Raw genomic sequence first — 26,239 nt, 5'->3', positions numbered from 1 at the left:
TCCTGCCGGAGGCGGTCTGCATACACTGGCCGGCCGAAAGACAGTTCGGCCGGTCCCGGCAGGAAGCAGAGACGACAGGTGACAGAAGCGATCCTCCTGGTCGGCGGCAAAGGCACGCGGCTGCGACCGCTCACGGTGCACACGCCCAAACCCATGGTCCCGGCGGCCGGGGTGCCGTTCCTCACCCACCAGCTGGCGAGAGCGAGAGCGGCGGGCGTCGAGCACATCGTCCTGGCCACGTCCTACCTGGCCGAGGTCTTCGAGCCGTACTTCGGCGACGGGGCGGCCCTGGGGCTGCACATCGAGTACGTGACGGAGGAGGAACCGCTCGGTACGGGCGGCGCCATCCGGAACGTCGCGTCCCGGCTGCACTCGGGTCCGGACGAACCGGTGCTGATCTTCAACGGGGACATCCTGACGGGGCTGGACATCCGGGCGCTGGTGCGGACGCACGAGACGACCGGCGCGGATGTCTCGCTGCACCTGACGAAGGTGACGGATCCGCGGGCCTACGGGCTGGTCCCCACGGACGGGACGGGGCGGGTGCAGGCGTTCCTGGAGAAGCCGCAGACGCCGGAGGAGATCGTCACCGACCAGATCAACGCGGGGGCGTACGTCTTCCGCCGGTCGGTGATCGACACGATCCCGGCGGGGCGGGTGGTGTCGGTGGAGCGGGAGACGTTCCCGGGGCTGCTGGCGGCGGGGGCGCATCTGCAGGGGATGGTCGACTCCACGTACTGGCTGGACCTGGGGACCCCGGCGGCCTTCGTGCGGGGCTCGGCGGATCTGGTGCTGGGCCGTGCGCCGTCGCCGGCGGTGCCCGGGCGCTGCGGGGACCGGCTGGTGCTGCCCACGGCGACCGTGGCACCGGACGCGAAGCTGGCGGGCGGGACGGTGGTGGGCGAGGGCGCGTTCGTGGCGGAGGGCGCGCGCGTCTTCGGCAGCACGATCCTGCCGGGGGCGGTGATCGAGCCGGGCGCGGTCGTCACCGACTCGCTGATCGGTACGCGGGCACGGGTGGGCGAACGCTCGGTCCTCACCGGCACGGTCATAGGCGACGGCGCGATCATCGGCCCCCGCAACGAACTCCGTGAGGGCGCCCGCGTCTGGTGCGACGCGACAATCCCAGCAGGCGCCCTCCGCTTCTCCTCGGACCAGTAACCCCCACAACCGACGGACGGACCGAGCCCCTGTAGCCGGCCACGTCACCGCCGCTCCCGCGGGCAGTCGCACCGCCGCTCCCGCGGGCGGTCGTGCCTCCCCCAGTGCCTCAAGGGCCTGGGAGGTACCCCCAGGGCGGCACGGGTGGGCTGGGGGTACCCCCTCTGGGGGAGGCACCCCGCAAGCGCCGGGCCGCGCGGACACCCCCCCGCCTCACACCCACGCGGAGCACCCCGCCTCACACCAGGCCGCGCAGACCCACTCCGGCCCACACCGACACCGGCCCAGCCGCCCCTCAAAGCCGCCCGATATCCCCGTACGGCATCCGCGGCGCCCGCCGCCCCGGCACCCTCCCGCTCAGCAGAATCAACCGCGCAGCCCGATGCCGCTGCCCCGCATACGGCTCCAACAGCGACAACATCACCGCGTCGTCCGCATCCCGGTCCCCCGCGAGCGCCCACCCCACGATCCCCGGCAGATGCAGATCCCCCACGGTCACCGCGTCCACCGCCCCATGACTCCGCTGCACCGTCTCCGCCGACGTCCACGGCCCGATCCCCGACACCAGCTCCAACCGCGCCCGTGCCGCTTCCGGAGGCATCCCCACCGCCTCCTCCAGCCGCGCGGCGACCCGCACGGCCCGCAGGACCGTCGACGCCCGCTTGTTGTCGACCCCGGCCCGATGCCACTCCCAGGAGGGAATCAGCGCCCACGTCCGCGGCGCCGGCATCACCGACATCCGCTCCGGCGCGGGCCCGGGCGCCGGCTCCCCGTACTTCCGTACCAGCAGCCGCCACGCCCGGTACGCCTCGCCCGTCGTGACCTTCTGCTCCAGAATCGACGGGATCAGCGACTCCAGGACCAGCCCGGTCCGCGTCAGCCGCAGTCCCGGACGCCGGTGCCGGGTCAGTGCCAGCAGCTTGTGCCGGGGCACGAAGGCGGACGGATCGTCGGCGGCACCGAGCAGCTCCGGCAGCTTGTCCAGGAACCAGTCGGCGCCCGGCCCCCACGCCTCCCCCCGGATCCCACCGGAACACCCCGTCACCCGGAGCGTCCCCGGACCTGCCGGCGTCAGGCCGGTCCGCCACACGGAACCGTCCGGCAGCGTCCGGAACGTCGGGTCGCCGGGTCCGCGCCGCAGCGGCCCGAGGACCAGCCCGAGGTCCAGGGGCCCCTCCGGCACCCACGTCCGTACGCGGGCCGGGGCCGGTGCCCGGCGGGGGGTCCCCCCGGGCACGGCGACATGCCCGCCGCGCACCGTCGTACGAGCCGGGCGGGGGGCGAAACGTCCTGCCACGAGAGATCCCAGGGGTGGAAGTGAAGCGGGGGCCCTATGAGGGTAGGCCCCGCCTCACCGCACCTCGATGAAACCGCCCGCGTCCCGCTCCGGCCGCGGGCGCGGGTCCTCAGCCGGGTGGCCGACCGCCACAGCGCCCATCGGGTCCCAGTCCGCGGGCAGGTCCAGGACCTCGCGGACCACCTCGCGGCAGAACATCGTCGACGACACCCACGCCGAGCCCAGCCGCTCCCCGGCCAGCGCGACCAGGAAGTTCTGCACGCCGGCGCCCGCGGCGACCACGAACATCTCCCGCTCCGCGCCGTCGCGCCGCGCGTCCCCGTAGGTGTGCGAGCCGTCCATGACCAGGCAGGGGACGACCAGGTACGGCGCGTTGCGCAGGACGTCGCCGCGGCGGACGCGCTTGGCGACGGACTCCTCCGGCTTGCCGTCGCGGCGCAGGTCCGCGATCCAGGCCTCGCGCATGGCGTCCAGGAGGCGGGTGCGGGAGCCGGGCGACTCCAGCAGCACGAACCGCCACGGCGTGGTGTGGTGCGGGGCCGGTGCCGTGACCGCCGCGGCCACCGCGCGGCGTACGGCTCCGGGGTCGACCGGCTCGTCCGTGAAGGCCCGTACCGTACGGCGCTGGGTCACCGCCTGGCGCACCGCCTCGGACGTGCCGAGGCGGAACATGTCGTCGCGCGCGCCCCGGACCATCGCCCGTGCGCCCTCGCCGTCGTCGGCCGCCACCATGTGCGCCAGTCCGCGGACCACGGCCACCGGGAGACCGGACGCCTTGCCCTTGACCAGGTCGCCCGCCGCGGCGAGCTCGTCGGCCGTGGCGACGACCGTGGCGCCGAGCGGATTGCCGTACGCGTCGGTGCCGCCGCGCAGGTCGTCCAGCACCCGGATGCCCGCCGCGCCGATCGCGACGTCGGTCAGCCCCGCACGCCAGGGCCGGCCGAAGGTGTCGGTGACGATCACACCGACCTCGACACCGAGAGCGTCGCGCAGGCCCTCGCGGATCGCCCGCGCGGAGGCGTCCGGATCCTCGGGCAGCAGCAGGACCGTGCCGGCGGGAGTGTTGGAGGCGTCGACTCCGGCCGCGGCCATGACCAGGCCCTGCCGGTTCTCCACGATGCGCAGGGGACCGCGCCGGGCCACCACGCGCACCGTCTCCGCGTCGATCGCGGCCTCCCGGTCCGTCGCCTCGACGATCCGGCCCTCCGCCTTGGAGACGATCTTCGAGGTGACGAGGAGGACGTCGCCGTCGGACAGGTCCGGTGCGGCGGCCGCGATCAGCTTGGCCAGGTCGTCGCCCTCGTGGATCTCGGGCAGGCCCGCCACGGGCCAGACCCGGTAACCCGTGCTGCTCATACCGCCCGGACCTCCTCCGCCAGCGTCAGCGCCTCCCGCGCCATCCGCGCGGCCGCGTCGACGTCGGTCATCATCAGCGGTACGGCCCGGCAGCGGATCCCCGCCGCCTCGACGCGCTCCACGCAGGCCGCATCGACCGTGTCGACCAGCCAGCCGTCCAGCAGACCCGAGCCGTAGTGCTCGGCCACCGCCGGGGCCGTGGACTCCACGCCGACGGCCGCCAGCACCTTGTCGGCCATGCCGCGCACGGGCGCGTCCCCGACGATCGGCGACAGACCGACCACCGGCACGCCCGCGTCGGCGATCGCCTCCCGGATGCCGGGGACGGCGAGGATGGTGCCGACGGAGACCACGGGGTTGGACGGCGGGAAGAGGATCACGTCGGCCTCGGCGATCGCCTCCAGGACGCCCGGCGCCGGTTTCGCCTGCTCCGCGCCGACCGGCACGACCGCCTCGGCCGGTACCGACGCCCTCAGCCGCACCCAGTACTCCTGGAAGTGGACCGCCTTGCGTTCACCGGAGCCCGCGGCGGAGCCGCTGTCGGGCAACGTGACCGCCACGTGGGTCTCCACGCGGTCGTCGGTCATCGGGATGAGACGCACGCCGGGCTTCCAGCGGTCGCAGAGCGCCTCGGTCACCGCGCTGAGCGGGAACCCGGCGCCGAGCATCTGCGTCCGCACGATGTGCGTGGCGAAGTCCCGGTCGCCGAGCCCGAACCACTCCGGGCCGACGCCGTACGCCGCGAGCTCCTCCTTGAGGTGGAAGGTCTCGTCGGTCCGCCCCCAGCCCTGCTCCTCGTTGATACCGCCGCCGAGCGTGTACATCACCGTGTCGAGGTCCGGGCAGACCTTCAGCCCGAAGAGGTGGATGTCGTCCCCGGTGTTGCCGATGACCGTGATGTCCGCGTCCGGCACGGCCCGCTTCAGACCGCGCAGGAAACGGGCACCGCCGATGCCGCCTGCCAGAACCACAATGCGCATGGGGCCATCCTTGCAGGCCGCTACGACATCGCGTCAGGCAGTTACCGGGCCGGGCGCCGTGCGGGCCTCGCAGTGGGGGGCGGTGGGGGTCCCCCCGGTCGAACGAAGCTGAGACTGGGGGAGCATCGGCATGTCGGTCAGGCCCGGGTGGTAGATGTGCAGGCTGACCGCGGGTTCCAGGGCGTCGTTGACGACCTCGTGCACGTAGCCGGGTGCGAACACGCGCTGGGCGCCGGTCGTCAGCGCGCGCGTGCCGCGCCCGGTGCGCTCGGTCAGGGTGCCGTCCAGGACGGTGAGCACGCCGGAGGAGCGGCCGTGGTCGTGCAGCCCGCTGCCCTGGCCGGGCACCCAGGACAGCAGCCACACCTCGTAACCGGGGCCGGTGCGCAGCCGGTGGTACCAGCGGCTGGTGGCGTCGTACCGGACGAGGTGCTCCCACCGGGAGCGGTCGGCGGCGAGGGAGCGGGCCAGGCCGGCGAACTCGGCGACGGTGGCCGGGTGCTCGCGCGGGGGCTGGAGCAGGTGCGGGACTTCGAGGATGTCACCGGCGATCTGGAGGTCGCTGTCGCTGTTCATGGATGCGGGGGTCCTTGGCGGAGAAGCGGTGGGGGTGAGGGTGTCGCGTCGCGTGCGCCCGGGTCGCGGGCGGCGGCGAGGGGTGCCCTGGTGGGAGCGGAGGAGACAGCGGCCGAGTCGCGTGGGACTCAGCGGTGGCGGGAGCGCGTTGGGCTCAACAGCCGGAACAGCGACAGCTACAGCGAGCGCGGGCAGCACCGAGGAACCCGGCGGAGCGGGTCGAGGTGAGTGCCGGATTCGCGAGCATGCCCACTAGGACAGCGGTTCACTCCTCCACTGTCAACTTGGCGCCCGGTATGTGGGACATGGTTCACCTCATCCGGTTCATCTCGTAGGCGAAAGGTTTGCTCAGTCGTTTCCCGGGACACATGGTGCCCACGGCCGGGCGCCCTGCGCGCCGTTGCGATCCCGTGATCCGACTGTGATCCGGTTCGCTTCGGTGCGGGTGTCGGAACGAGACCGATCCCCTGGGCGTCCTCCCCGTGGAGGCTCCGCGTGGGGCCGGAAGCCTTCGCGGGCCCCGTACGCGTGTCAAGGTTTAGGATGATTTGAACACTTTCCGCTCGGCCTTGGTTCCGCAGAGTGAATAAGGGGCCCAATAGCAGATCTCGGCTTGACTCGCCCGGAGCAGCACACTTGTAATTTCACTCGTGTCGTTCAGCCGGAATCGGTAACGGCTGAATCACGGGGACGCGAAAGACGGACGAGGGGCGCACATGACCGAGCTGGTGGAGCAACTGCTGGTCGACGACGCGGACGAGGAGCTCGGCTGGCAGGAGCGCGCACTGTGCGCCCAGACCGACCCCGAGTCCTTCTTCCCCGAGAAGGGCGGCTCGACCCGGGAGGCGAAGAAGGTCTGCCTCGCGTGCGAGGTCCGCTCCGAGTGCCTCGAGTACGCCCTCGCCAACGACGAGCGCTTCGGCATCTGGGGCGGCCTGTCCGAGCGGGAGCGCCGTCGGCTGAAGAAGGCCGCCGTCTGACGGACCGGCACATCACCGCCGTACGCACAGTACGCGTGTCACTTCGCGCAAACGTTGCTCAAGGCCTGTCGCGGGTGGGTTGTCCACAGGCGGCGGGCCGCTCCGCCCGCCCGGCGCCCGGCCACCGCCCCTCATCGAGACGCTCCGCACCGCCCCGTTCGATCTGCCGATAGTGTGGTCGCTCGTCCGAGACGCCCCGCTGCCCCCATCGGGCACAGGCGTCCCCCACAGACCACCGAACCGGGGCCCGTACCTCGATGTCCGTGCACAGCCACACGGCAGCCCGGCAAGACCTCGCTGCCTCACCTGAGTTCCCGCGTCACGTGGTGACCGCGGTCCTCGTCTCCCACGACGGCGCCCGCTGGCTGCCCGACGCGCTCGCCGGGCTGCTCGGCCAGGAGCGCCCCGTCCAGTTCGCCATGGGCGCCGACACCGGCAGCGCGGACGACTCCGCCCGGCTGGTCGCCGAGGCCCTCGGCGACGACCATGTGCTGCACCTCGCCCGGCGCACCGGCTTCGGCCAGGCGGTCGAGAAGTGCAACCGCAGCGCCCCGCACCTCACGCCGGACGACCTGCCGTACCTGAAGCGGCCGAGCGGCTGGGACCCGGTCACCCGCAGCTGGCGCGACGACGCCTACGACCTGCCGGACCTCCCGCACGGGGAGCCGGTGCAGTGGCTGTGGCTGCTGCACGACGACTGCGCACCCGAACCCGACGCGCTGGCCCAGATGCTGCGCGTCGTGGAGAACGAGTACGAGCTCGGCCGCGACGACGTGGCCGTCGTCGGCCCCAAACTCCGCGGCTGGTACGACCGCAGGCAGCTCCTCGAGGTCGGCGTCTCCATCGCCAACTCCGGCCGCCGCTGGACCGGCGTGGACCGCCGCGAACAGGACCAGGGGCAGCACGACCACGTACGGACCGTGCTGTCGGTGTCCACCGCGGGCATGCTGATCCGCCGTGACGTCTTCGACCGGCTCGGCGGATTCGACCGGCATCTGCCCCTCATGCGCGACGACGTCGACCTGTGCTGGCGCGCCCACTCCGCGGGACACCGGGTCCTGATCGCCCCCGACGCGGTCCTCCGGCACGCCGAGGCCTCCTCCCGCGAGCGCCGCACCGTCGACTGCGTGGGCCGCACCTCCGCCTCCCCGCACAAGGTGGACAAGGCGGGCGCCGTCTACACCCTGCTCGTCAACACCCGCACGGCCGCCCTGCCCTGGGTGCTGCTGCGCGTCGTCCTCGGCACCCTGCTCCGCACCCTCGCCTACCTCGTCGGCAAGGCTCCCGGACAGGCCGTCGACGAGATCCGCGGCCTCATGGGCACCCTGCTTCGGCCCGAACGGATCCTCGCCGGGCGGCGTCACCGCGGCAGCCCGGGGACCGACAAGGGCGAGATGCGGCCGCTGTTCCCGCCGCCCGGCGCGACCGTCCGCGTCACCGTGGAACAGGTCGCGAGCAGCCTCGTGGGCCGCTCCGACCCCGAAACCGCCTCCGGCGCGGGACGCCACGGCAGCGCCGTCGAGTCCGGACCCGGCGGCGACGACGCCGACTTCCTGGAGGTCGAGCAGTTCGCCCGCCTCAAGCGCATCGCCCGCAAGCCCGGCCCGGTGCTCTTCCTGGTGCTGCTGCTCGTCTCCCTCGCGGCCTGCCGCCAGCTCCTCGGCGGCGGCGCGCTCGCGGGCGGCGCCCTGCTCCCCGCGCCCGCCGGCGCCGGCGAGCTGTGGGCCCGTTACACCGACGCCTGGCACACCGTGGGCGCCGGCGGCACCGGATCCGCACCGCCCTACCTGGCGATCGTCGCGGCCTTCGCCGCTCTCCTGCTCGGCTCCACCGGCCTCGCCGTCACGATCCTCCTGGTCTGCTCGGTACCGCTGGCCGGCCTCACCGCGTACTTCGCCTCCCGCCCGCTCGTCGAGTCCCGGCTGCTGCGCGCGTGGGCGGCCGTCGCCTACGCCTTCCTGCCCGCCGCGACCGGCGCCCTGGCCGGTGGCCGCATCGGCACCGCCGTACTCGCCGTACTGCTGCCGCTGATCGCCCGCGCGGGCATCGCCGCGAGCGGCCTCACGAACCCCGCGGGCACCCGCGGCAGTTGGCGTGCCACCTGGGCGTACGCCCTGCTGCTGACGATCACCACGGCGTTCACCCCGATCGTGTGGCCCATCGCCCTGGTCCTCGGCGTCGGCGTACTGGCTCTGCGCAGGACCGACATCCCGGCCTACGGACTCCGCTTCCTGGCCCAACTGGGCACCCCTCTGCTGGTCCTCGCCCCGTGGTCGCTCTCCCTCCTCCCGCTCGGTTTCTTCCGGGAAGCGGGCCTGGAGTACGGCTCCTCCGCCGCCTCCGCCCTCGACCTGCTCGGCGCGAGCCCGGGCGGCCCCGGCACCGCCGGCGGCCTGCTGCTCGTCGGCCTGGTGCTCGCCGCGCTCGCGGCCCTGCTTCGCTCCGAGCGCCGGACGGCGATCCTCACCGCGTGGGCGGCCGCCCTGGTGGGCCTCGTCTTCGCGGTCCTGTCCAACAGCTCCACCTGGGCGGGCCCTGCGACCCTCGTCTACGGCATCGCCGTCCTGGCCGCCGCCGCGCTCGGCGCCGACGGGGCACGCGCGCGTGTCGCCGAGCAGAGCTTCGGCTGGCGCCAGCCGGTCGCCGCGCTGATCGCCCTCGCCTGCGCGATCGGCCCGCTGGTCGCCGTCGCCGGCTGGGTGATCCGCGGCGCCGACGGACCCGTGGAGCGGCGCGACCCCGTCCAGGTGCCCGCGTTCGTCGCCGAGGAGAGCGGCACCCGGGACCAGGCACGCACCCTCGTCCTCGAGGGCGACTCCACCGCCCGGGTCGGCTACGTCCTGGTCCGCGGCTCCGGCGCCCGCATGGGCGACGCGGAGATCGCCGCGGTGGACGGCGAGAACACCGGGCTCGACAAGGTCGTCGCCAACCTCGTCGCCGGCTCCGGCGCCGACCAGGCGGACCAGCTCGGCGGCTTCGCCGTCCGCTACGTCCTCGTTCACCCGGGCGCGCCGCGCGAGGTCACCCGCGTCCTGGACGCCACCCCCGGCCTGTCCCGGCTCAGCCAGCAGGCGGGCGGCGCGCTGTGGCGGGTGGACCGGCAGGTCGCCCGCGCGAGCATCGTCCCCGCCGAGGGCAGCGCCGACGAGCCCGTGCCCGTCGCCGCCGGACCGGTCGACATCCACACCAAGATCCCGAACGGTGCGGAGGGCCGCGTCCTCCGCCTCGCCGACACCACGGCCGAGGGCTGGACCGCCACCCTCGACGGCAAGCCGCTGACCCGCACCACGGTCGACGGCTGGGCCCAGGGCTTCGAACTCCCCGCTTCCGGCGGCACGCTGGACGTCACCTACGACGACCCGATCACCCACACCGCCTGGCTGTGGGCCCAGGGCCTGCTCGCCGTCGTACTCGTCGTCATGGCCCTGCCCGGCCGCCGCCGCGACGTCGACGACGACCTGCCCGAGGAGCCGGCCGTCCCCGCCGAGGCCCTGGCCGGCGAGGGCCGCCGCGCCCGCCGCCTGCGCGCCCAGGCCGAGGCGGAGGCGGAGTCCGCCACCGAAGAACCGGGCGCCGACGAGGACTTCCCCGCCCCGCCCGAGCAACCCCCCGCCCCCGTCCCGCAACAGCCCGACCACGGCGACTGGGACGCGGCGGCGCAGTACCCGAACGCCTACCCGGACGAGCAGTACCAGCAGTACCCGACGGACGCCTACGGCCGGCCCTACCAGGCGGAGGCCTATCCCCAGGGCGGCGAGTACGACCCGTACGCCTACGGCGCCCAGCAGCAGACGCCGTACGACCAGACGTACACACAGGGCTACGACCAGAACTACACCCAGGGCTACGACACGTCGTACGACCCCCATGGCACGGGCAGTGAGCGTCCCGACGGGAGCCAGCAGTGAACCGCACCACCCTGTCCCTGATCGCGGGCGTGACCGCGCTCGCCGCCGTCACCGGCTTCGCCGCGGTGTCCTCACCGGACGCCGGGACCACGGACGGGACGGCGGAGGCGGCGGCCCACCTCCCCGTGGAACGCACGAGCCTGGTGTGCCCTCCGCCCAGCACCTCCGACCTGGCCGAGACGACGTACACGTCCTTCACACCGGTCACGAAGGGCACGGAGAACGAGGGCGGGGCCGAACTCCAGCCGGCCACGGAACAGAAGCCGGACGAGTCGGAGTCCGAGGACGACAAGGACGAGAAGGACGACAAGGACGCCAAGTCGGAGAAGCCCGTACTGGAACCGGAGGACCCCGGCAAGCCGGCCACCGGGGAGACCACCGGCGGCGAGTCCCCCGCCCTCCTCGGCACCGCCGAGGGCCGCTTCGCGCCGGGCTGGACCGTGCAGGAGACGACGACGGTCTCCGCGGGCACGGGCCGGGGCATGCAGGGCGTCACCTGCACGGCCCCGGACACGGAGTTCTGGTTCCCCGGCACGAGCACCGACGCCGACCGCACCGACTACGTCCATCTGACCAACCCCGACGACTCGGCGGCGGTCGTGGACATCGAGCTCTACGGCAAGGACGGTGCCCTCGAGACGACGGTGGGGGAGGGCATCACGGTCCAGCCGCACTCCGCCGAGCCGGTCCTGCTCTCGACGCTCACCGACGAGAAGCAGACCGATGTGACCGTGCACGTGGTGGTCCGCAGCGGCCGGGTCGGTGCCGCCGTACAGGCCCTGGACGACAAGCTGGGCGGCGACTGGCTGTCCGCGTCGACCGACCCGGCCGGCAGCCTGGTCCTGCCCGGTATCCCGAAGGACGCCACCGCCGTACGCCTGGTCGCCTTCACCCCCGGTGACGCCGACGTCGACCTGAAGGTCCGCCTCGCCTCCCCCTCCGGCCTGATCACCCCGGCCGGCCACGACACCCTCCATGTGAAGGGCGGCATGACGGCGGCCGTCGACCTGGACGACATCACGCGCGGCGAGGCGGGCTCCCTGGTCCTGACGGCGCCGGACGACTCCGTCCCGGTGGTGGCGGCGGTACGGGTGCTGCGCGGCAAGGGCGACAACCAGGAGTCGGCCTTCGTCCCGGCCGCACGACCGGTCGGCACGCGTGCGACGTCCGTGGACAACACGGCCAAGGGCACGACGCTCTCGGTGACGGCTCCCGGGGGCACGGCGAAGATCAAGGTCACGGCCTCGGCGGGCACCGAGGGTGGTACGGCGGTCTCGAAGACGTACACGATCAAGTCGGGCACGACGCAGGACCTCGAGGCGCCGGTGCCGGCCGGGGTGAAGGGCACGTACGCCCTCACGGTGGAACCCGGGTCCGACACGCCGGTCTACGCGTCCCGGACGCTGACGACGACGGAGAACGGCGTCCCGTTCTTCACGGTCCAGCCCCTCCCGGACGACCGGGGGACGGTGGCGGTGCCGGAGTCGAACGAGGACCTGTCGATCCTGCAGAAGTAACCACACAGCGGGAGCACCGCAAGTGCGCCGCTCCCGCTCCCGCGGGGAGTCGTGCCGCTGGGGCGATGGGGGTCCCCCCGCGCGAGCGAAGCCGAGAGTGGGGGAGGGCGGGCGCGACGGCACCCCGCAAGCGCCGGGCTGCGCGACCCCACCCCCGGCCCCCACCAGCGCGGGGCGCCCAAGAAGACGCCGGGCTGCGTACCCCCACCCCCCGCCAACGCCGCACAGGCACCGCAGGCACCGCAGGCACCGCAGGTACCCGCACGGAACGCTCAGTCCTCCCCGTACAGAGGATCCACCGTCTCCGGCGTCAGCCCCAGCAACTCCGCCACCTGCTCGACCACGACCTCATGCACAAGAGCAGCCCGCTCGTCCCGCCCCTTGGTGCGGATCTCCACCGGCCGCCGGTAGATCACCACCCGCGCCGGCCGCCCCTCAAGAGCAGCCACGGTCCCACCCAGCGGCACCGCCTCGTCGCTCCAGGCACCCCCGTCCAGCCGTGGCACGTCCAGCACCAGGAAATCGATGCCGGCCAACTGCGGCCACCGCCGCTCCAACCGCTCCACGGAGTCCTGCACAAGATCCGCGAACGTCTCCGCACGACTCGCGGCGAGCGGCACCTGCGGAGGTGCGATCGGGCCGCGCATGCCCCGGCCGTGGCGATCACGGCGTCGGGGCCCGGGGCCGGCGGCACGGGGCGTCACAGAGCTGTCCATCACTGCGAAGCGTAGCCGTCACGTCGCCGCCCCGCCCGATCCCCGCACGCGTTCCGGCCGACCCGCACGGCATGTCACAACATGACCATTCCAGCCAAGGTTGGGCTCGATTCCGTATCCCTCCGAGACCGATGACCTCAAGGCAATTGACGGTGTTTGTGTCGAATGGTGATCAAAATCAGTGCCGACCAGCCCCTCGGAACCTCACGCCGACCCAGGTCGGCAAGGTGTGCCCAAAGGGGCGTGTGGGGCGTTTCACGCCACGACACGGTGGAGTGACCTGGTGGAGAGTCGTCGCGGCCCGCTCAAGAGTGCGGTACCGTCCAACATCGTGAGCCCTGTACGTCGCTGTTCGCGCACCGCCTGCGGCCGTCCCGCCGTCGCGACGCTGACGTACGTCTACGCCGACTCGACCGCGGTCCTCGGCCCGCTCGCCACCTACGCCGAACCCCACTGCTACGACCTGTGCGCGGAACACTCCGAGCGCCTCACCGCACCGCGCGGCTGGGAGGTCGTCCGTCTGCTCGACGGTTCGGCCCCGGCCCAGCCCAGCGGAGACGACCTGGAAGCGCTTGCGAACGCGGTGCGCGAGGCGGCCCGCCCCCAGGAGCGAGCGGCGGGAGCCGGTGGCGGTTCCCGCACCGCGGACCCCATGGAGGTCGCGCGCCGCGGCCACCTGCGCGTACTCCGCTCCCCGGACAACTGACCGGGGCGAGTCTCCCTTCCCGCACCTCAGGCACCACATCAACCCCGCACGCCCATTGACGCCTGCTTGTCGCGGACACGACCATTTCCTGGAGTGCAGCGAGAAATCGCTTTCGCACAGCGGAAATCCGGGAGGCGCCCGTGTACGTCCAGGAACTGGAACCCGTCGTCGGCTCGCTCGGCCTCTCCGCCCTGGTGGCGGCCCTGCCGCTCGTGATCGTCCTGGTCCTGCTCGGCGGCGTCCGGATGAAGGCACACTTCGCGGGCCTGATCGGCCTGCTGGCGGCCGTCCTGGTGGCCTGTCTGGCGTACGGCATGCCACTGGACCAGACGCTCTCCAGCGGCGTCCAGGGCGCCGTCTTCGGCATCTTCCCCATCATGTGGATCGTCATCAACGCCCTGTGGGTCTACCGGATGACCGTCCGCACCCGCCACTTCGACATCCTCCGACGCTCCTTCGGCCGCCTCTCCGACGACCCCCGCATCCAGGCACTCGTCATCGCGTTCTGCTTCGGCGCCCTGCTGGAGGCCCTCGCCGGATTCGGCGCCCCCGTCGCGATCTCCGCCGTGATGCTGGTGGCCCTCGGCTTCGACCCCGTACGCGCCGCCGTGGTCGCGCTGGTCGCCAACACCGCGCCGGTGGCGTTCGGCGCCATGGGTACGCCCGTCGTCACGCTCGCCCAGGTCACCGGCCTGCCACTGGACTCCGTGGCCTCCGTGGTGGGCCGCCAGACCCCGCTGCTGGCTCTCGTGGTGCCTCTCGTGCTGGTCTGGCTGGTGGACGGCCGCCGCGGCCTGCGCGAGACCTGGATCCCCGCACTGGCCTGCGGAGTCGCCTTCGCCGTGGCGCAGTTCGCCGCCTCCAACTACGTCTCCGCGCAGCTCGCCGACATCGGCGCCGCCCTGGCCGGCGCCGGTGCCCTGGTCGCCGTACCGCACGCGCGGGTGCCCGCCGCCGAGTCCGTACGGACCTCCGTGCTGACCGGCGCGCGCAGCGAGGAACTGGACGAGGAGGACCCGCGCGGCGAGGTGGTACGGGCCTACGCCCCGTACGCGCTGATCGTCGCGATCTTCTCCGTCGCCCAGATCCCGGCGGTGAAGGACTGGCTCGCCGGTGCCACCCAGACCTACGACTGGCCCCTCCTGGACGTCGTGGGACCGGACGGTGAGCCCGTCGGCGGCAACATGTTCACCTGGCCGATCGTCTCCACCGGCGGCACCCTCGTCCTGTTCGCCGGAGTGCTCACGGCGGCGGTGATCGGGGTGCACGCGCGCGTGGCGGTCAAGGAGTGGCTGGCGACGGTCCGCGAACTGCGGTTCGCGATCCTCACGGTGACGTCCGTCCTGGCCCTCGCCTACGTCATGAACCTCTCGGGCCAGGCGGCGACGATCGGCCGCTTCGTGGCCGCGGCCGGGGCCGGCCTCGCCTTCCTGTCCCCGGTCCTCGGCTGGTTCGGGGTCGCGGTCTCCGGTTCGGACACCTCCTCCAACGCCCTCTTCGGCTCCCTCCAGGTGACCGCCGCCCAGCAGTCGGGGCTGTCGCCCGAACTACTGGCCGCCGCCAACAGCTCCGGCGGCGTCCTCGGCAAGATGATCTCGCCGCAGAACCTCACCATCGCCTGCGCGGCCGTCGGACTGGCGGGCCGCGAGGGCGATCTGCTGCGCAAGGTGCTGCCCTGGAGCCTCGGCCTGCTGCTCGTGATGTGCCTGATCGTGGTGGGCCAGAGCACGGCGGCGCTCGGCTGGATGCTGCCCTGAGCCGCCGCGCCATCCGTGGGCCCGTTCGACGGCCCCGACCGGGGTGTCACCCTCTACGGGTAGTTTGTGGTGACCGACAGGACTTCCGGAAGGGCTGGCCGTGGCTGCTGATCTGTCGCAGATCGTGAAGGCGTACGACGTGCGCGGAGTCGTCCCCGACCAGTGGGACGAGTCCCTCGCCGAGCTCTTCGGCGCCGCCTTCGTCCGGGTGACCGGGGCGGCCGCCGTCGTCACCGGTCACGACATGCGGCCGTCGTCCCCCGGCCTGTCGGGAGCCTTCGCGCGCGGGGCGGCGGCCCGGGGCGCCGACGTCACCGAGATCGGTCTGTGCTCCACGGACCAGCTGTACTACGCCTCGGGCGCACTGGACCTCCCCGGCGCGATGTTCACGGCCTCGCACAACCCGGCCCGGTACAACGGCATCAAGCTCTGCCGCGCGGGCGCCGCCCCCGTGGGCCAGGACACGGGTCTGGCGGAGATCCGGGAGCTCGTCGAGCGATGGAGCGAGCCGGGCGCCCCGGAACCGACGACCGGTCCCCGGGGGACGATCACCCGGCGCGACACGTTGGACGACTACGCGGCGTACCTGCGCTCGCTCGTCGACCTGGCCTCCGTCCGCCCCCTGAAGGTCGTCGTCGACGCGGGCAACGGCATGGGTGGGCACACGGTCCCGACGGTCTTCGCCGGCCTGCCGCTCACCCTCGTCCCGATGTACTTCGAACTCGACGGCACCTTCCCCAACCACGAGGCCAACCCCCTCGACCCGGCCAACCTCGTCGACCTGCGGAAGCGGGTCCGCGAGGAGGGCGCCGACCTCGGCCTCGCCTTCGACGGCGACGCCGACCGCTGCTTCGTCGTCGACGAGCGGGGCGAACCGGTCCCCCCGTCCGCGATCACCGCCCTGGTCGCCTCCCGCGAGCTGGCACGCAACGGCGGCAAGGGCACGATCATCCACAACCTGATCACGTCCTGGTCGGTCCCCGAGGTCGTGCGGGAGAACGGCGGCACCCCCGAGCGCACCCGCGTGGGCCACTCCTTCATCAAGGCCGAGATGGCCAGGACCGGCGCGATCTTCGGCGGTGAGCACTCCGCGCACTACTACTTCCGCGACTTCTGGAACGCCGACACGGGCATGCTGGCGGCCCTGCACGTCCTCGCCGCCCTCGGTGGCCAGCAGGGCACCCTGTCGGCCCTGGTCGCCCAGTACGACCGCTACACCGGCTCCGGCGAGATCAACTCCACGGTCGACGACCAGACCGCCCGTCTCGCCGCGATCAGGGCCGCGTACGAGGGCCGTGACGGCATCACCCTCGACGACCTGGACGGCCTCACCGTCACCTCCACCGACTGGTGGTTCAACGTCCGCCCCTCCAACACGGAACCCCTCCTCCGTCTGAACGCCGAGGCCCGCGACGAGCCCACCATGAAAAAAATCCGCGACGAGGCCCTGACGATCATCAGATCCTCCTAGCCACATCCCCCGCCCGCGGCTGCTCCCGCGAGCAGCTGCCGCGTGCCGCCGTTCCCGCGGGCAGTCGTGCCTCCCCCGCTCGAGCGCAGCCGGGAGTGGGGGAGGGTGTGCCGGGGGCACCCCTCCGGGGGAGGCACCCCGCGAGCGCCGGGCCGCGCGAACACCCCCCGGCGCACACCAGTACCGGGTACCGTGCGATCCCGCCCACCCCACCGCCCGCCCCCCACCGGCGGTACCCTGACCAGCACATCCACCCAGCGAAGGGACCCCCATGCCACTCGAAGCCGGCCTCCTGGAGATCCTCGCCTGCCCGGCCTGCCACTCCCCCCTCAAGGAGCAGGAGCAGGAGCAGGCCACGGAACTGATCTGCACCGGCCAGAACTGCGGCCTGGCCTACCCCGTCCGCGACGACATCCCCGTCCTCCTCGTCGACGAGGCCCGCCGCCCCGCGTGACCGACGCGCATCCGACGTCCCGCGGACCGACGACGCCCCGCCGATCGGAGATCGGAGATCGGAGCCTGCCGCCCATGCTCGACGAATCGCTGCTCGACTCACCGGAGGGCCTCGCCGAGGCCGACCGCCGCGCCCTGCTCCGCGGCGCCGCCGAAGCCGGAGCCCGCGTCCGCACCGCCGCCCGGCACGTCGCCGAGGCCGGCGTCAACGACCTGAAACCCGACGGCCGCCCCCGCGCCGTCCTCATCGCCGGCCCCGGCGCCGCCGCCACCCAGGCCGCCGACCTCCTCGGCACTCTGGCCGGCGCCGGCAGCCCCGTCACCCGCCTCGCACCCACCGGCGTCGCCCCCGTGGCAGGCGCCCTGCGCTGGGAACTGCCCGGCTGGGCCGGCTCCGTGGACCTGCTCCTCATCGCCACCCCGGACGGCACCGAACCGGGCCTGTCCCTGCTCTCCGAGCAGGCCTACCGCCGCGGCTGCACCGTCGTCGCCGTGGCTCCCGCCCGCACCCCGCTCGCCGATGCGGTCGGCGGCTCCCACGGCCTGTTCGTCCCCATGGCGACCGCGCCCTACGACCAGGACGAACCCCTCGCCGCCTCCGCCCCCGGCGTCCTGTGGGCACTGCTCACCCCGCTGCTCGCGCTCCTGGACCGCACCGGCCTGCTCACCGCCCCGCCGGACACCCTGGAGAAGATCGCCGCCCGCCTCGACCTCATCGCCGAACGCTGCGGTCCGGCCGTCGCGACGTACAGCAACCCCGCCAAGACCCTGGCCGCCGAACTCGCCGAAGCGCTGCCCGTCGTATGGACCGAGGGCGTCTCGGCAGGCCCGGCCGGCCGCCGGTTCGCCGCCGCGCTCGCCGAACTGTCCGGCACCCCCGCCGTCGTCGCCGAACTGCCCGAGGCGCTCGCCGCGCACAGCGCCCTGCTCGCAAGCCGACTCGCCGCCGGTGCGGACCCGGACGACTTCTTCCGCGACCGCGTGGAGGAGGCACCCGCCCTGCACGCGCGCGTGGTGCTGCTCCGCGACCGCCCCATCGGCGGCCTCACCGCCGCCCCCGCCGCCCGTGAAATGGCGCTCACCCACGACACGCCGATCAGCGAGCTGGAACCGGAGGCGGGCGGCGAACTGGAGACCCTCGCGGAACTGATCGCCGTCACGGATTTCGCCGCCGTTTACCTGGCGCTCGCCTCGGGAGCCCGATGATGCCCGGGAACCCCTGACCCCCCTCCGCGCAGACGCACGACACCGCGCGCCCGCACGAGAACCGGCAGAAGGAACGCAGAGAACCCCATGGACCGCCTCGACAACACCATCCGCCCCTACGCCTGGGGTTCCACCACCGCCCTCCCGCGGCTGCTCGGCACCGAACCGACCGGCGAGCCGCAGGCGGAGATGTGGATGGGCGCCCACCCCGGCGCGCCCTCGCGCACCGGCCGGGGCACGCTCGTCGAGGTCGTCGACGCCGCCCCGGAGCGGGAACTCGGCCCGGACTCGGTCGCCAGGTTCGGCCCCCGCCTGCCCTTCCTGCTCAAACTCCTCGCCGCCGGAGCCCCGCTCTCCCTCCAGGTCCACCCCGACCTGACCCAGGCGAAGGAGGGCTACGCGGACGAGGAGCGCCGCGGCGTCCCCGCGACCGCCCCGCACCGCAACTACAAGGACGCCAACCACAAGCCCGAACTGATCTGCGCCCTCACCGAGTTCGACGGCCTGTGCGGCTTCCGTGCCCCGCAGCGCGCCGCCGAACTCCTCGACGGCCTGGGCGTCGACTCCCTCAAGCCGTACGTCGACCTGCTGCACGCCCACCCCGAAGAGGCGGCCCTGCGCGAGGTCCTCACCGCGATCCTCACCGCCGACCCCGACGAGATGGCTCGCACGGTCGCCGAAACCGCTGCTGCCTGCGACCGCCTCGGCGGTGCCTACGCCCCGTACGCCGACATCGCCCACCACTACCCGGGCGACCCCGGTGTCATCGCCGCGATGCTCCTCAACCACGTCCGGCTCCAGCCCGGCGAGGCTCTCTTCCTCGGCGCCGGCGTCCCGCACGCCTACCTGGACGGCCTCGGCGTCGAAATCATGGCCAACTCCGACAACGTCCTGCGCTGTGGCCTGACCCCCAAACACGTCGACGTCCCCGAACTCCTGCGCATCGTCCGCTTCGAGGCAGGCGAACCCGGCGTGCTGCGCCCGGAGGCCGGCCCGGACGGCGAGGAGGTCTACGAGACCCCCACCGACGAGTTCCGCCTCTCCCGCTACGTCCTCCCCGCGGGCGGCGCCACCCACGACCTCACCCTGACCACCCCGCAGATCCTGCTCTGCACCGCCGGCTCCGTACGGGCGGGTGAGCACGAACTGACCCCGGGCACATCCGTGTTCGTCCCTTCGGGTGAGAAGGCCGAAGTGTCGGGTACCGGAACCCTGTTCAGGGCCACCGTCGTCGCCTGACCGCCCTGTGACGGCGACCTGACACGCCGTCGCCGGACCCGGCTGCAACAATGGCCCACCGTCAAAGGACGGGCAAAGTCCCGGGCTGCGTACGCACACGCATGCCCGGGCTTCACACGGCGTACGAAGGGACAACGCGAACACATGAGCGCGTCAGGCGGCACCAAGGCGATCGTGGCGGCACTCGCCGCCAACCTCGCGATCGCGGTAGCGAAGTTCGTGGCGTTCCTCTTCAGTAACTCCTCGTCGATGCTCGCGGAGTCCGTGCACTCGCTCGCCGACTCCGGGAACCAGGCCCTGCTCCTGCTCGGCGGCAAGAAGGCACAGCGCCAGGCCACCAAACAGCACCCCTTCGGTTACGGCCGTGAGCGCTACATCTACGCCTTCCTCGTCTCCATCGTGCTCTTCTCGGTCGGTGGCATGTTCGCCCTCTACGAGGGCTACGAGAAGATCAAGCATCCGCACGAGCTGACGCACTGGTACTGGCCGGTCGGCGTCCTCGTCTTCGCGATCATCGCCGAGTCCTTCTCCTTCCGCACCGCCATCAAGGAGTCCAATCCCCTGCGCGGTGGGCGCTCCTGGAAGGAGTTCGTCCGTCACGCCAAGGCACCCGAGCTGCCGGTCGTCCTCCTGGAGGACCTCGGCGCGCTCGTCGGTCTGGTCCTCGCCCTCGGCGGTGTCGGCATGGCCCTGGCCACCGGCGACAGCGTCTGGGACGGCATCGGCACCCTGTGCATCGGTGTCCTGCTCATCCTGATCGCCCTGGTCCTCGCCGCCGAGACGAAGTCGCTGCTGCTCGGTGAGGCCGCAGGCGCCGAGGAGACCCAGAAGATCGAGGCCGCCGTCGTCGACGGCGACACCGTCACCCGCATCATCCACATGCGCACCCTCCACATCGGCCCCGAGGAACTGCTGGTCGCCGCGAAGATCGCCGTCCGGCACGACGACACGGCCACCGAGATCGCCTCCGCCATCGACGCCGCCGAGTCCCGCATCCGCGACGCCGTCCCGATCGCCCGCGTGATCTACCTGGAGCCCGACATCTACAGCGAGACCGAAGCCGCCAAGGGCCCCGACCCCGAGGCCACCCCCGGCGGTCCGACCCCCCAGGACGCCGGACACTGAGCACCGGCCCCGCCGGCACCCGCAGGACCTCGTGACGGAGGGGCCCGCCACCTCGGCGGGCCCCTCCGCCGTCCGGAGCGGCCCCGCGCCTCAGAAGTGCGCCGGCCACAACTCCGTGCCGAACTCCGCCGCCCGGCCCGCCCCGCGAGCACACCGACCAGGCCCGCGATCGCCGGCAGCAGCCCGAACAGCGTGGCCCCGGCGAGCAGCACCACATCCAGACGGTCCTCCGTCACACGGCCTCGCACCACCTCCGCGGGCACCGTGCCGCCGTGGTCGTCGGCGAAGAAGCGGGAGTCCCGCGCATTCGGACGGTGATCGCCCAGCAGGAAGAGCCGCTCCTGCGGCACCCGGACGTCGTACTGCTGCGGAAAGGGGCCGTTGACGTCCCCGTCCTTGACGTACGGCTCCTCGAACGTCCTGCCGTTCACCGTGAGCCGCCGCGCGGACCCCTCGCCCTCGCAGCACACGATCCGGTCACCGCCCACCCCGATGACCCGCTGCATGACGAGCCCGCCTCCCGGCCAGCGGCCGGGCGCCGGGAACAGCACCACGTCACCACGCCGCACCTCGGCCCCGTCCACGCGCGCGTGGACGACGTCGTCACCGAGCCGGTGCGTCGGCGCCATGCTCCCGCCCCGCACATCGGCCATCCCGTAGTTCAGCCGCAGCGCCCCCAGGGACGCCACCACCGACAGCAGCCCCGCCGCGAGCATCACCCACCCCGCGACCAGCGTTCCCCGTCCCGTGCCCATGCCCGGCCCCCTCCCCACACGGCCCACTCGCGCGGGGTGAGGCCGGCGGCCCGCTCGGCGACGACCGCCGGGGACCGGGGACAGGGCGCCCGCCAGATCGGCCTGATGTGTACGCGGCCGGACTGGGGGCGGCCGGGCCCGGCGGTGTAGCTTGGGACGGAGCCAGACGTCGCTGCTGATGGCGGTCGGGCGGTCCCCAGCGGACCGGCCGAGGGAGAGAGGGCCTCCGACGGACTGCGCTGCGCGCACGCGGGCATGCCTGTGTCCTCCTCGGGCACCCCTGTGTCCGACGCCGCGCAGACCAGCCGTACCCACCTCGACCCACACCCCGAGGAGCAGCCCGCAATGACGACTGTCGACAACCGACAGGACTTCAAGGTCGCCGACCTCTCCCTGGCCGAGTTCGGCCGCAAGGAGATCACCCTCGCCGAGCACGAGATGCCCGGCCTGATGGCGATCCGCAAGGAGTACGCCGACGCCCAGCCCCTGGCCGGCGCCCGCGTCACCGGCTCCCTGCACATGACCGTGCAGACCGCCGTCCTCATCGAGACCCTGGTCGCCCTCGGCGCCCAGGTCCGCTGGGCGTCCTGCAACATCTTCTCCACCCAGGACCACGCCGCGGCCGCCATCGCCGTCGGCCCGGACGGCACGCCCGACAACCCGCAGGGCATCCCGGTCTTCGCCTGGAAGGGCGAGACCCTGGAGGAGTACTGGTGGTGCACGGAGCAGGCGCTGACCTGGCCGGACAGCCCCACCGGCGGCCCCAACATGATCCTCGACGACGGCGGTGACGCCACCCTCCTCGTCCACAAGGGCGTCGAGTACGAGAAGGACGGCAAGGTCCCCTCCGTCGACACCGCCGAGAACGAGGAACACCGCGTCATCCTCGAACTCCTCAACCGCACCATCACCGACGGCTCCCAGAAGTGGACCCAGCTCGCCTCCGAGATCCGCGGTGTCACCGAGGAGACCACGACCGGCGTCCACCGCCTGTACGAGATGCAGCGCGACGGCACCCTCCTGTTCCCGGCGATCAACGTCAACGATGCCGTCACCAAGTCGAAGTTCGACAACAAGTACGGCTGCCGCCACTCCCTGGTCGACGGCATCAACCGCGCCACCGACACCCTGATCGGCGGCAAGACCGCGGTCGTGTGCGGCTACGGCGACGTGGGCAAGGGCTGCGCGGAGTCCCTGCGCGGTCAGGGCGCCCGCGTCATCGTCACCGAGATCGACCCGATCTGCGCCCTGCAGGCCGCGATGGACGGCTACCAGGTCACGACGCTCGACGAGGTCATCGACAAGGCCGACATCTTCGTCACCACGACCGGCAACAAGGACATCATCATGGCCACCGACATGGCCAAGATGAAGCACCAGGCCATCGTCGGCAACATCGGCCACTTCGACAACGAGATCGACATGGCCGGCCTCGCCAAGGTCCCCGGCATCGTCAAGGACGAGATCAAGCCGCAGGTCCACACCTGGACCTTCCCCGACGGCAAGAAGATCATCCTCCTCTCCGAGGGCCGCCTGCTGAACCTGGGCAACGCCACCGGCCACCCGTCGTTCGTGATGTCCAACTCCTTCGCGGACCAGACCCTGGCCCAGATCGAGCTGTTCACCAAGCCCGACGAGTACCCGACCGGTGTCTACGTGCTGCCCAAGCACCTCGACGAGAAGGTCGCCCGCCTCCACCTCGACGCACTCGGCGTCAAGCTGACCACGCTCCGCCCGGAGCAGGCCGAGTACATCGGCGTGCAGGTCGAGGGCCCGTTCAAGTCGGACCACTACCGCTACTGAGCCCACGCTCCCGCTTCGGGGAGTCCGTCCGTGCACGGACGGACTCCCCGGCAGCAGGTCCTCCGAGGCAGGCCCCCGCACCCCCGTGCCGGGGGCCTGCCCCATTGGCGGACCGGTGACCGGCCCAGCCCGTTACGACCCAGGACCCCCATGCCTCGCGGCCGCTATTCGCTCCATGATCCGCACGATCACACCCCCCTCGCAGAAGAACACTTCCACTGCGCCCCCGGCCCCTCCGGCTGGCGCTACGTCTCTCAGCTCACCGCCCCCTCAGGCGATCACCTGGGCTCGGTCGACCTCGCCCTCGACGAACTCGGCCGCCCCATCCGCCTCGAACTCCATGCCGCGAGCTGGCAGGTCCGCGGCGCCGCCCTCGACGGCGTCACCTGGGTCCGCACCGACCCCACCGGAATCCATGCCACCGAAGGCAACGTGCGCGCCCACACCTTCACCGGCTCGTCCCCCGCCTTCCTCGTCGCCACCGCCCGCCTCCTGCGCCTCACCCCCTCGGCACCAGCCACCCGCGTACGCCTCGTCGCCTTCACGGACCCGGTCCTCGCCCCGCGCACCCTGGACCAGTCCTGGGCGCTGGTGAAAAGAGAAGCACACGCCACTGACAACGGCCCCCTGACCGTGGACGAATACCAGGTCACAGCCCTGGACACAGGCGAGCAGCACTCCGTGCACCTCGCCGGGGACGTGGTCCTCGCGGCCCCCGGCATCGAACTGGAGAACCTCGAATCACCACCGTCGGTCTTCGACTGACCGGCGCTTCCCGAAGACGCCTACGCCGGCGGGGCGAACCCCGTCGACGGCCGATCGGCCGATGGTCCCTCCTGCGGCGCACGCACCACGGCTCCCGGATCCGCCGACGGATACGCAGCCGGCCGTACATCCGGCACGACGGCCGCAGCGGGATACACCGGCGGGGCACAGGCGCCGGCCGAACCAGCCGGACCCGCGGGCCCGCCGCCCCCGGCCGGTCCATGCTCGAACGCCCGCCGGACCTCCCGGGCCTGCCGCTCCTGCACCACCGCCGCGAGATACGCCGCGGGCGGCACTCCCGGCGGCACCGGCGCCCCCGTGCGCTCAGCCAGGTCCGCGGCCAGCCGCTCCGCCATCGACCAGCCGACCTGCGGATCGAGCTGCCCCATCCGCGTCAGGTACTGCCGGACGGCGAGCCACAGACCATCGGGCACCGCCGACAGATCGAGCCCCGAGAAACGCCCGGCCAACCACGGCGGAGGCGGCGGCACGAACCCCGCCTGTCCGACCGGCACCCGCTCGCGCACGACCAGGGTCCCCGCGAACACGTCCCCGAGCCGGCGCCCCCGCGCCGAAACCAAGGACGCGATGCAGGCCACGACCCCGAGCGTCATCAGGATCTCGATCACGCCGATCAAGCCCCGCACCAGCGCGTGCCGGAACCGGATCGGCCCCCCGTCGTCCCGCACCACCCGCAGCCCGCAGGCCATCTTCCCGAGCGACCGCCCATGGCTGAGCGTCTCGACCAGGATCGGCCCACCGACCAGCACGAGGACGAACAAGGCGATCGAGATCGCCGTCTGCGCCGCCTCGTCCAACGATGCCGTGGCTGCCACCAGAGCGATGGTCACCGCGACATAGACGGCCACGGCCGCCACCAGATCGAGCAGCACGGCCAGTGCCCTGCTGGGCAGTCTCGCGGGGCGTAGTTCCAACGCCACCGCCTCGCCCGTCACCAGCTCACTCACGCCCGCCGCCCTTCCCTGGCCTGCCCCGAACACCGCCAGTCTGCCAAGCTGATGGCACATCGCACCGCAGTACGACCAGCCGATCATCCTTCCACCGGTCGGGCCGACCGCCGACGAACAGCCGAGGAGCAGGCACACCGATGGACCTCGACGTCTTCGTCTCCGCCCACCGCGCGGAGTGGGACCGCCTCGACGCCCTGCTCCGGCGCCAGCGCCGCCTCACCGGCGCGGAGGCCGACGAACTCGTCGTCCTCTACCAGCGCACGGCCACCCACCTCTCCCTGATCCAGTCGGCCGCCCCCGACCCGCAACTGACCGGCCGGCTCAGCCAACTGGTGGCACGCGCGCGAAGTGTCGTGGCCGGCGCCCGCCGCGCCTCCTGGCGGGACGTCACGCGCTTCCTGTCCCACAGTTTCCCGGCCGCCGTCTACAAGTCACGCCACTGGTGGGTGCCCACAGCGCTCCTCTCCACAGCCGTCGCGGCACTCCTCGGCTGGTGGATAGGCACCCACCCCGAAGTGCAGGCGTCCATAGCGGCCCCCAGCGAGCTGCGTGAGCTCACCCGCCCCGGCGGCCAGTACGAGACGTACTACTCGAGCCACCCCGCGGCCTCCTTCGCCGCCCAGGTCTGGACGAACAACGCGTGGGCCGCGGCCCTCTGCCTGATCCTGGGTGTCTTCCTGGGCCTGCCGGTTCTCTGGATCCTCTTCCAGAACATGCTCAACCTGGGCGTCGGCTTCGGTCTGATGTCCTCCGCCGGCCGTCTCGACACCTTCCTCGGCCTCGTCCTGCCGCACGGCCTCCTGGAACTCACCGCGGTCTTCGTCGCAGCCGGCACGGGCCTCCGCCTCGGCTGGACCGTCGTCGACCCGGGCCCCCGCACCCGACGCACAGCCTTGGCGGCAGAAGGCCGGGCGGCCCTGGCCATGGCGATCGGCCTCGCCCTGGTCCTCTTCATCTCCGGCGCCATCGAAGGCTTCGTCACCCCATCGGGCCTGCCCACCTGGGCGCGCATCACCATCGGGGTCATCGCCGAGCTGGCCTTCCTGGCCTACGTCTATGTCCTGGGCAGACGTGCGGCGCGCGCCGGAGAGACCGGTGACCTGGAGGCATTCGAACGCAGTGCCGACGTGCCCACGGCTGCCTGATGTGCGCGAGGGTCCGCTGAGCTGCTAGTCTCCTCTTCGCCCCGCAGGAACCGTTGACACGGATCAGGCGAGGAGGTAGATTCAAACAGTTGCCTGGAGACGGGGTCTGACCCGGAAGGCGACAGTGAGCATCTATCAGCTTCTCATCGAAACGTTGATTTCGAAGAAGCACCTCCCGATAAATCGGAAAACGAAGGCCGGTCAGTCCGCCCTGGAACTTCTGATAAAGTCGGAACCGCCGGAAAGGGAAACGCGAAAGCGGGAACCCGGAAAGCACCGAGGAAATCGGGTCGGAAAGATCTGATAGAGTCGGAAACGCAAGACCGAAGGGAAGCGCCCGGAGGAAAGCCCG

The 26,239-nt window shown here is 72.5% G+C and carries 21 protein-coding genes; 14 read left to right on the top strand and 7 right to left on the bottom strand.

Going from position 1 to position 26,239, the window contains the following annotated elements; all coding sequences use genetic code 11:
- Positions 1-78 precede the first annotated feature (78 nt).
- The gene (locus ACH4VX_RS15515) at positions 79-1,161 is read left to right on the top strand and encodes a sugar phosphate nucleotidyltransferase (RefSeq protein ID WP_398367920.1); all 1,083 of its coding nucleotides are present in this window, start codon (positions 79-81) and stop codon (positions 1,159-1,161) included.
- A gap of 295 nt (positions 1,162-1,456) precedes the next feature.
- Here ACH4VX_RS15515 and ACH4VX_RS15510 read toward each other — a convergent pair whose 3' ends face one another.
- From ACH4VX_RS15510 to ACH4VX_RS15495, 4 genes are read right to left on the bottom strand one after another with little or no spacing between them, the layout of a single operon-like run.
- A complete protein-coding gene (locus ACH4VX_RS15510; protein ID WP_398367919.1) occupies positions 1,457-2,458 on the bottom strand; it encodes a DNA-3-methyladenine glycosylase family protein in 1,002 nt (333 codons plus the stop codon).
- Between the two features lie 54 nt (positions 2,459-2,512).
- A complete protein-coding gene (locus ACH4VX_RS15505; protein ID WP_398367918.1) occupies positions 2,513-3,814 on the bottom strand; it encodes a coenzyme F420-0:L-glutamate ligase in 1,302 nt (433 codons plus the stop codon).
- Positions 3,811-4,794: a 2-phospho-L-lactate transferase gene (gene cofD / locus ACH4VX_RS15500; RefSeq protein WP_398367917.1), complete on the bottom strand. Its 984-nt coding sequence runs from the start codon at positions 4,792-4,794 to the stop codon at positions 3,811-3,813. The genes ACH4VX_RS15505 and cofD overlap by 4 nt, the downstream gene beginning before the upstream one ends.
- A 33-nt stretch (positions 4,795-4,827) precedes the next feature.
- Positions 4,828-5,370 (bottom strand): cysteine dioxygenase, encoded by a 543-nt coding sequence (locus ACH4VX_RS15495; RefSeq protein WP_398367916.1) that lies wholly within the window; start codon positions 5,368-5,370, stop codon positions 4,828-4,830.
- A 716-nt stretch (positions 5,371-6,086) separates the two neighbouring features.
- Here ACH4VX_RS15495 and ACH4VX_RS15490 point away from each other — a divergent pair.
- From ACH4VX_RS15490 to ACH4VX_RS15480, 3 genes are all read left to right on the top strand, one after another.
- Positions 6,087-6,350, top strand: a complete 264-nt coding sequence (locus ACH4VX_RS15490; RefSeq protein ID WP_030377564.1) for a WhiB family transcriptional regulator — start codon at positions 6,087-6,089, stop codon at positions 6,348-6,350.
- Between the two features lie 323 nt (positions 6,351-6,673).
- Complete coding sequence (locus ACH4VX_RS15485; RefSeq protein ID WP_398367915.1) at positions 6,674-10,258, top strand: glycosyltransferase; 3,585 nt, start codon at positions 6,674-6,676, stop codon at positions 10,256-10,258.
- A complete protein-coding gene (locus tag ACH4VX_RS15480) occupies positions 10,255-11,775 on the top strand; it encodes a DUF5719 family protein (protein WP_398367914.1) in 1,521 nt (506 codons plus the stop codon). Before ACH4VX_RS15485 ends, ACH4VX_RS15480 begins: the two co-directional genes overlap by 4 nt.
- Before the next feature lie 272 nt (positions 11,776-12,047).
- Here the strand turns inward: ACH4VX_RS15480 and ACH4VX_RS15475 are convergent, their stop codons facing one another.
- On the bottom strand, positions 12,048-12,491 hold the full coding sequence (locus ACH4VX_RS15475; RefSeq protein ID WP_398367913.1) for a metallopeptidase family protein: 444 nt from the start codon (positions 12,489-12,491) through the stop codon (positions 12,048-12,050).
- A 283-nt stretch (positions 12,492-12,774) separates the two neighbouring features.
- Between ACH4VX_RS15475 and ACH4VX_RS15470 the strand changes: the two genes are divergently transcribed.
- The 7 genes from ACH4VX_RS15470 to ACH4VX_RS15440 all read left to right on the top strand — a co-directional run bounded on the left by ACH4VX_RS15470 (position 12,775) and on the right by ACH4VX_RS15440 (position 20,448).
- Positions 12,775-13,197 (top strand): DUF3499 domain-containing protein, encoded by a 423-nt coding sequence (locus tag ACH4VX_RS15470; RefSeq protein ID WP_040907000.1) that lies wholly within the window; start codon positions 12,775-12,777, stop codon positions 13,195-13,197.
- Between the two features lie 140 nt (positions 13,198-13,337).
- Entirely contained in the window at positions 13,338-14,954 is a 1,617-nt protein-coding gene (locus ACH4VX_RS15465) for an L-lactate permease (RefSeq protein WP_398367912.1), read from the top strand.
- Between the two features lie 100 nt (positions 14,955-15,054).
- Positions 15,055-16,425, top strand: coding sequence for a phosphomannomutase/phosphoglucomutase (locus ACH4VX_RS15460; RefSeq protein ID WP_398367911.1), 1,371 nt, complete (start codon positions 15,055-15,057; stop codon positions 16,423-16,425).
- A 271-nt stretch (positions 16,426-16,696) separates the two neighbouring features.
- Positions 16,697-16,879 carry a Trm112 family protein gene (locus ACH4VX_RS15455; protein ID WP_398367910.1) on the top strand — a complete coding sequence of 61 codons (183 nt, stop codon included), beginning with the start codon at positions 16,697-16,699 and terminating at the stop codon, positions 16,877-16,879.
- A gap of 74 nt (positions 16,880-16,953) precedes the next feature.
- Positions 16,954-18,084 carry an SIS domain-containing protein gene (locus tag ACH4VX_RS15450; protein WP_398367909.1) on the top strand — a complete coding sequence of 377 codons (1,131 nt, stop codon included), beginning with the start codon at positions 16,954-16,956 and terminating at the stop codon, positions 18,082-18,084.
- An 87-nt stretch (positions 18,085-18,171) separates the two neighbouring features.
- The gene (manA, locus tag ACH4VX_RS15445; protein WP_398367908.1) at positions 18,172-19,323 is read left to right on the top strand and encodes a mannose-6-phosphate isomerase, class I; all 1,152 of its coding nucleotides are present in this window, start codon (positions 18,172-18,174) and stop codon (positions 19,321-19,323) included.
- 144 nt (positions 19,324-19,467) lie between these two features.
- The gene (locus ACH4VX_RS15440) at positions 19,468-20,448 is read left to right on the top strand and encodes a cation diffusion facilitator family transporter (protein WP_398367907.1); all 981 of its coding nucleotides are present in this window, start codon (positions 19,468-19,470) and stop codon (positions 20,446-20,448) included.
- Here the strand turns inward: ACH4VX_RS15440 and lepB are convergent.
- Positions 20,367-21,203, bottom strand: a complete 837-nt coding sequence (lepB, locus tag ACH4VX_RS15435; RefSeq protein ID WP_398367906.1) for a signal peptidase I — start codon at positions 21,201-21,203, stop codon at positions 20,367-20,369. The genes ACH4VX_RS15440 and lepB overlap by 82 nt on opposite strands.
- 345 nt (positions 21,204-21,548) lie before the next feature.
- Here lepB and ahcY point away from each other — a divergent pair, with 345 nt between their 5' ends.
- Together ahcY and ACH4VX_RS15425 are read left to right on the top strand one after the other, a co-directional pair.
- Entirely contained in the window at positions 21,549-23,006 is a 1,458-nt protein-coding gene (gene ahcY / locus ACH4VX_RS15430; protein WP_398367905.1) for an adenosylhomocysteinase, read from the top strand.
- Positions 23,007-23,156: 150 nt separating this feature from the next.
- Positions 23,157-23,771, top strand: coding sequence for a hypothetical protein (locus ACH4VX_RS15425; protein ID WP_398367904.1), 615 nt, complete (start codon positions 23,157-23,159; stop codon positions 23,769-23,771).
- 20 nt (positions 23,772-23,791) lie between these two features.
- Here ACH4VX_RS15425 and ACH4VX_RS15420 read toward each other — a convergent pair whose 3' ends face one another.
- Entirely contained in the window at positions 23,792-24,739 is a 948-nt protein-coding gene (locus tag ACH4VX_RS15420) for an RDD family protein (RefSeq protein WP_398367903.1), read from the bottom strand.
- 140 nt (positions 24,740-24,879) lie between these two features.
- On the opposite strand from ACH4VX_RS15420, the gene ACH4VX_RS15415 reads away from it, so the two are divergent.
- Positions 24,880-25,887, top strand: coding sequence for a stage II sporulation protein M (locus ACH4VX_RS15415; protein WP_398367902.1), 1,008 nt, complete (start codon positions 24,880-24,882; stop codon positions 25,885-25,887).
- The last annotated feature ends 352 nt before the right edge of the window (positions 25,888-26,239 follow it).

Origin of the sequence: Streptomyces sp. NPDC020731, from assembly GCF_044334705.1 — a bacterium.
Classification (GTDB): Bacteria; Actinomycetota; Actinomycetes; order Streptomycetales; family Streptomycetaceae; genus Streptomyces.
Note: the sequence above shows the minus strand (reverse complement) of the source record. Positions and strands in the feature narration are given on the sequence as shown.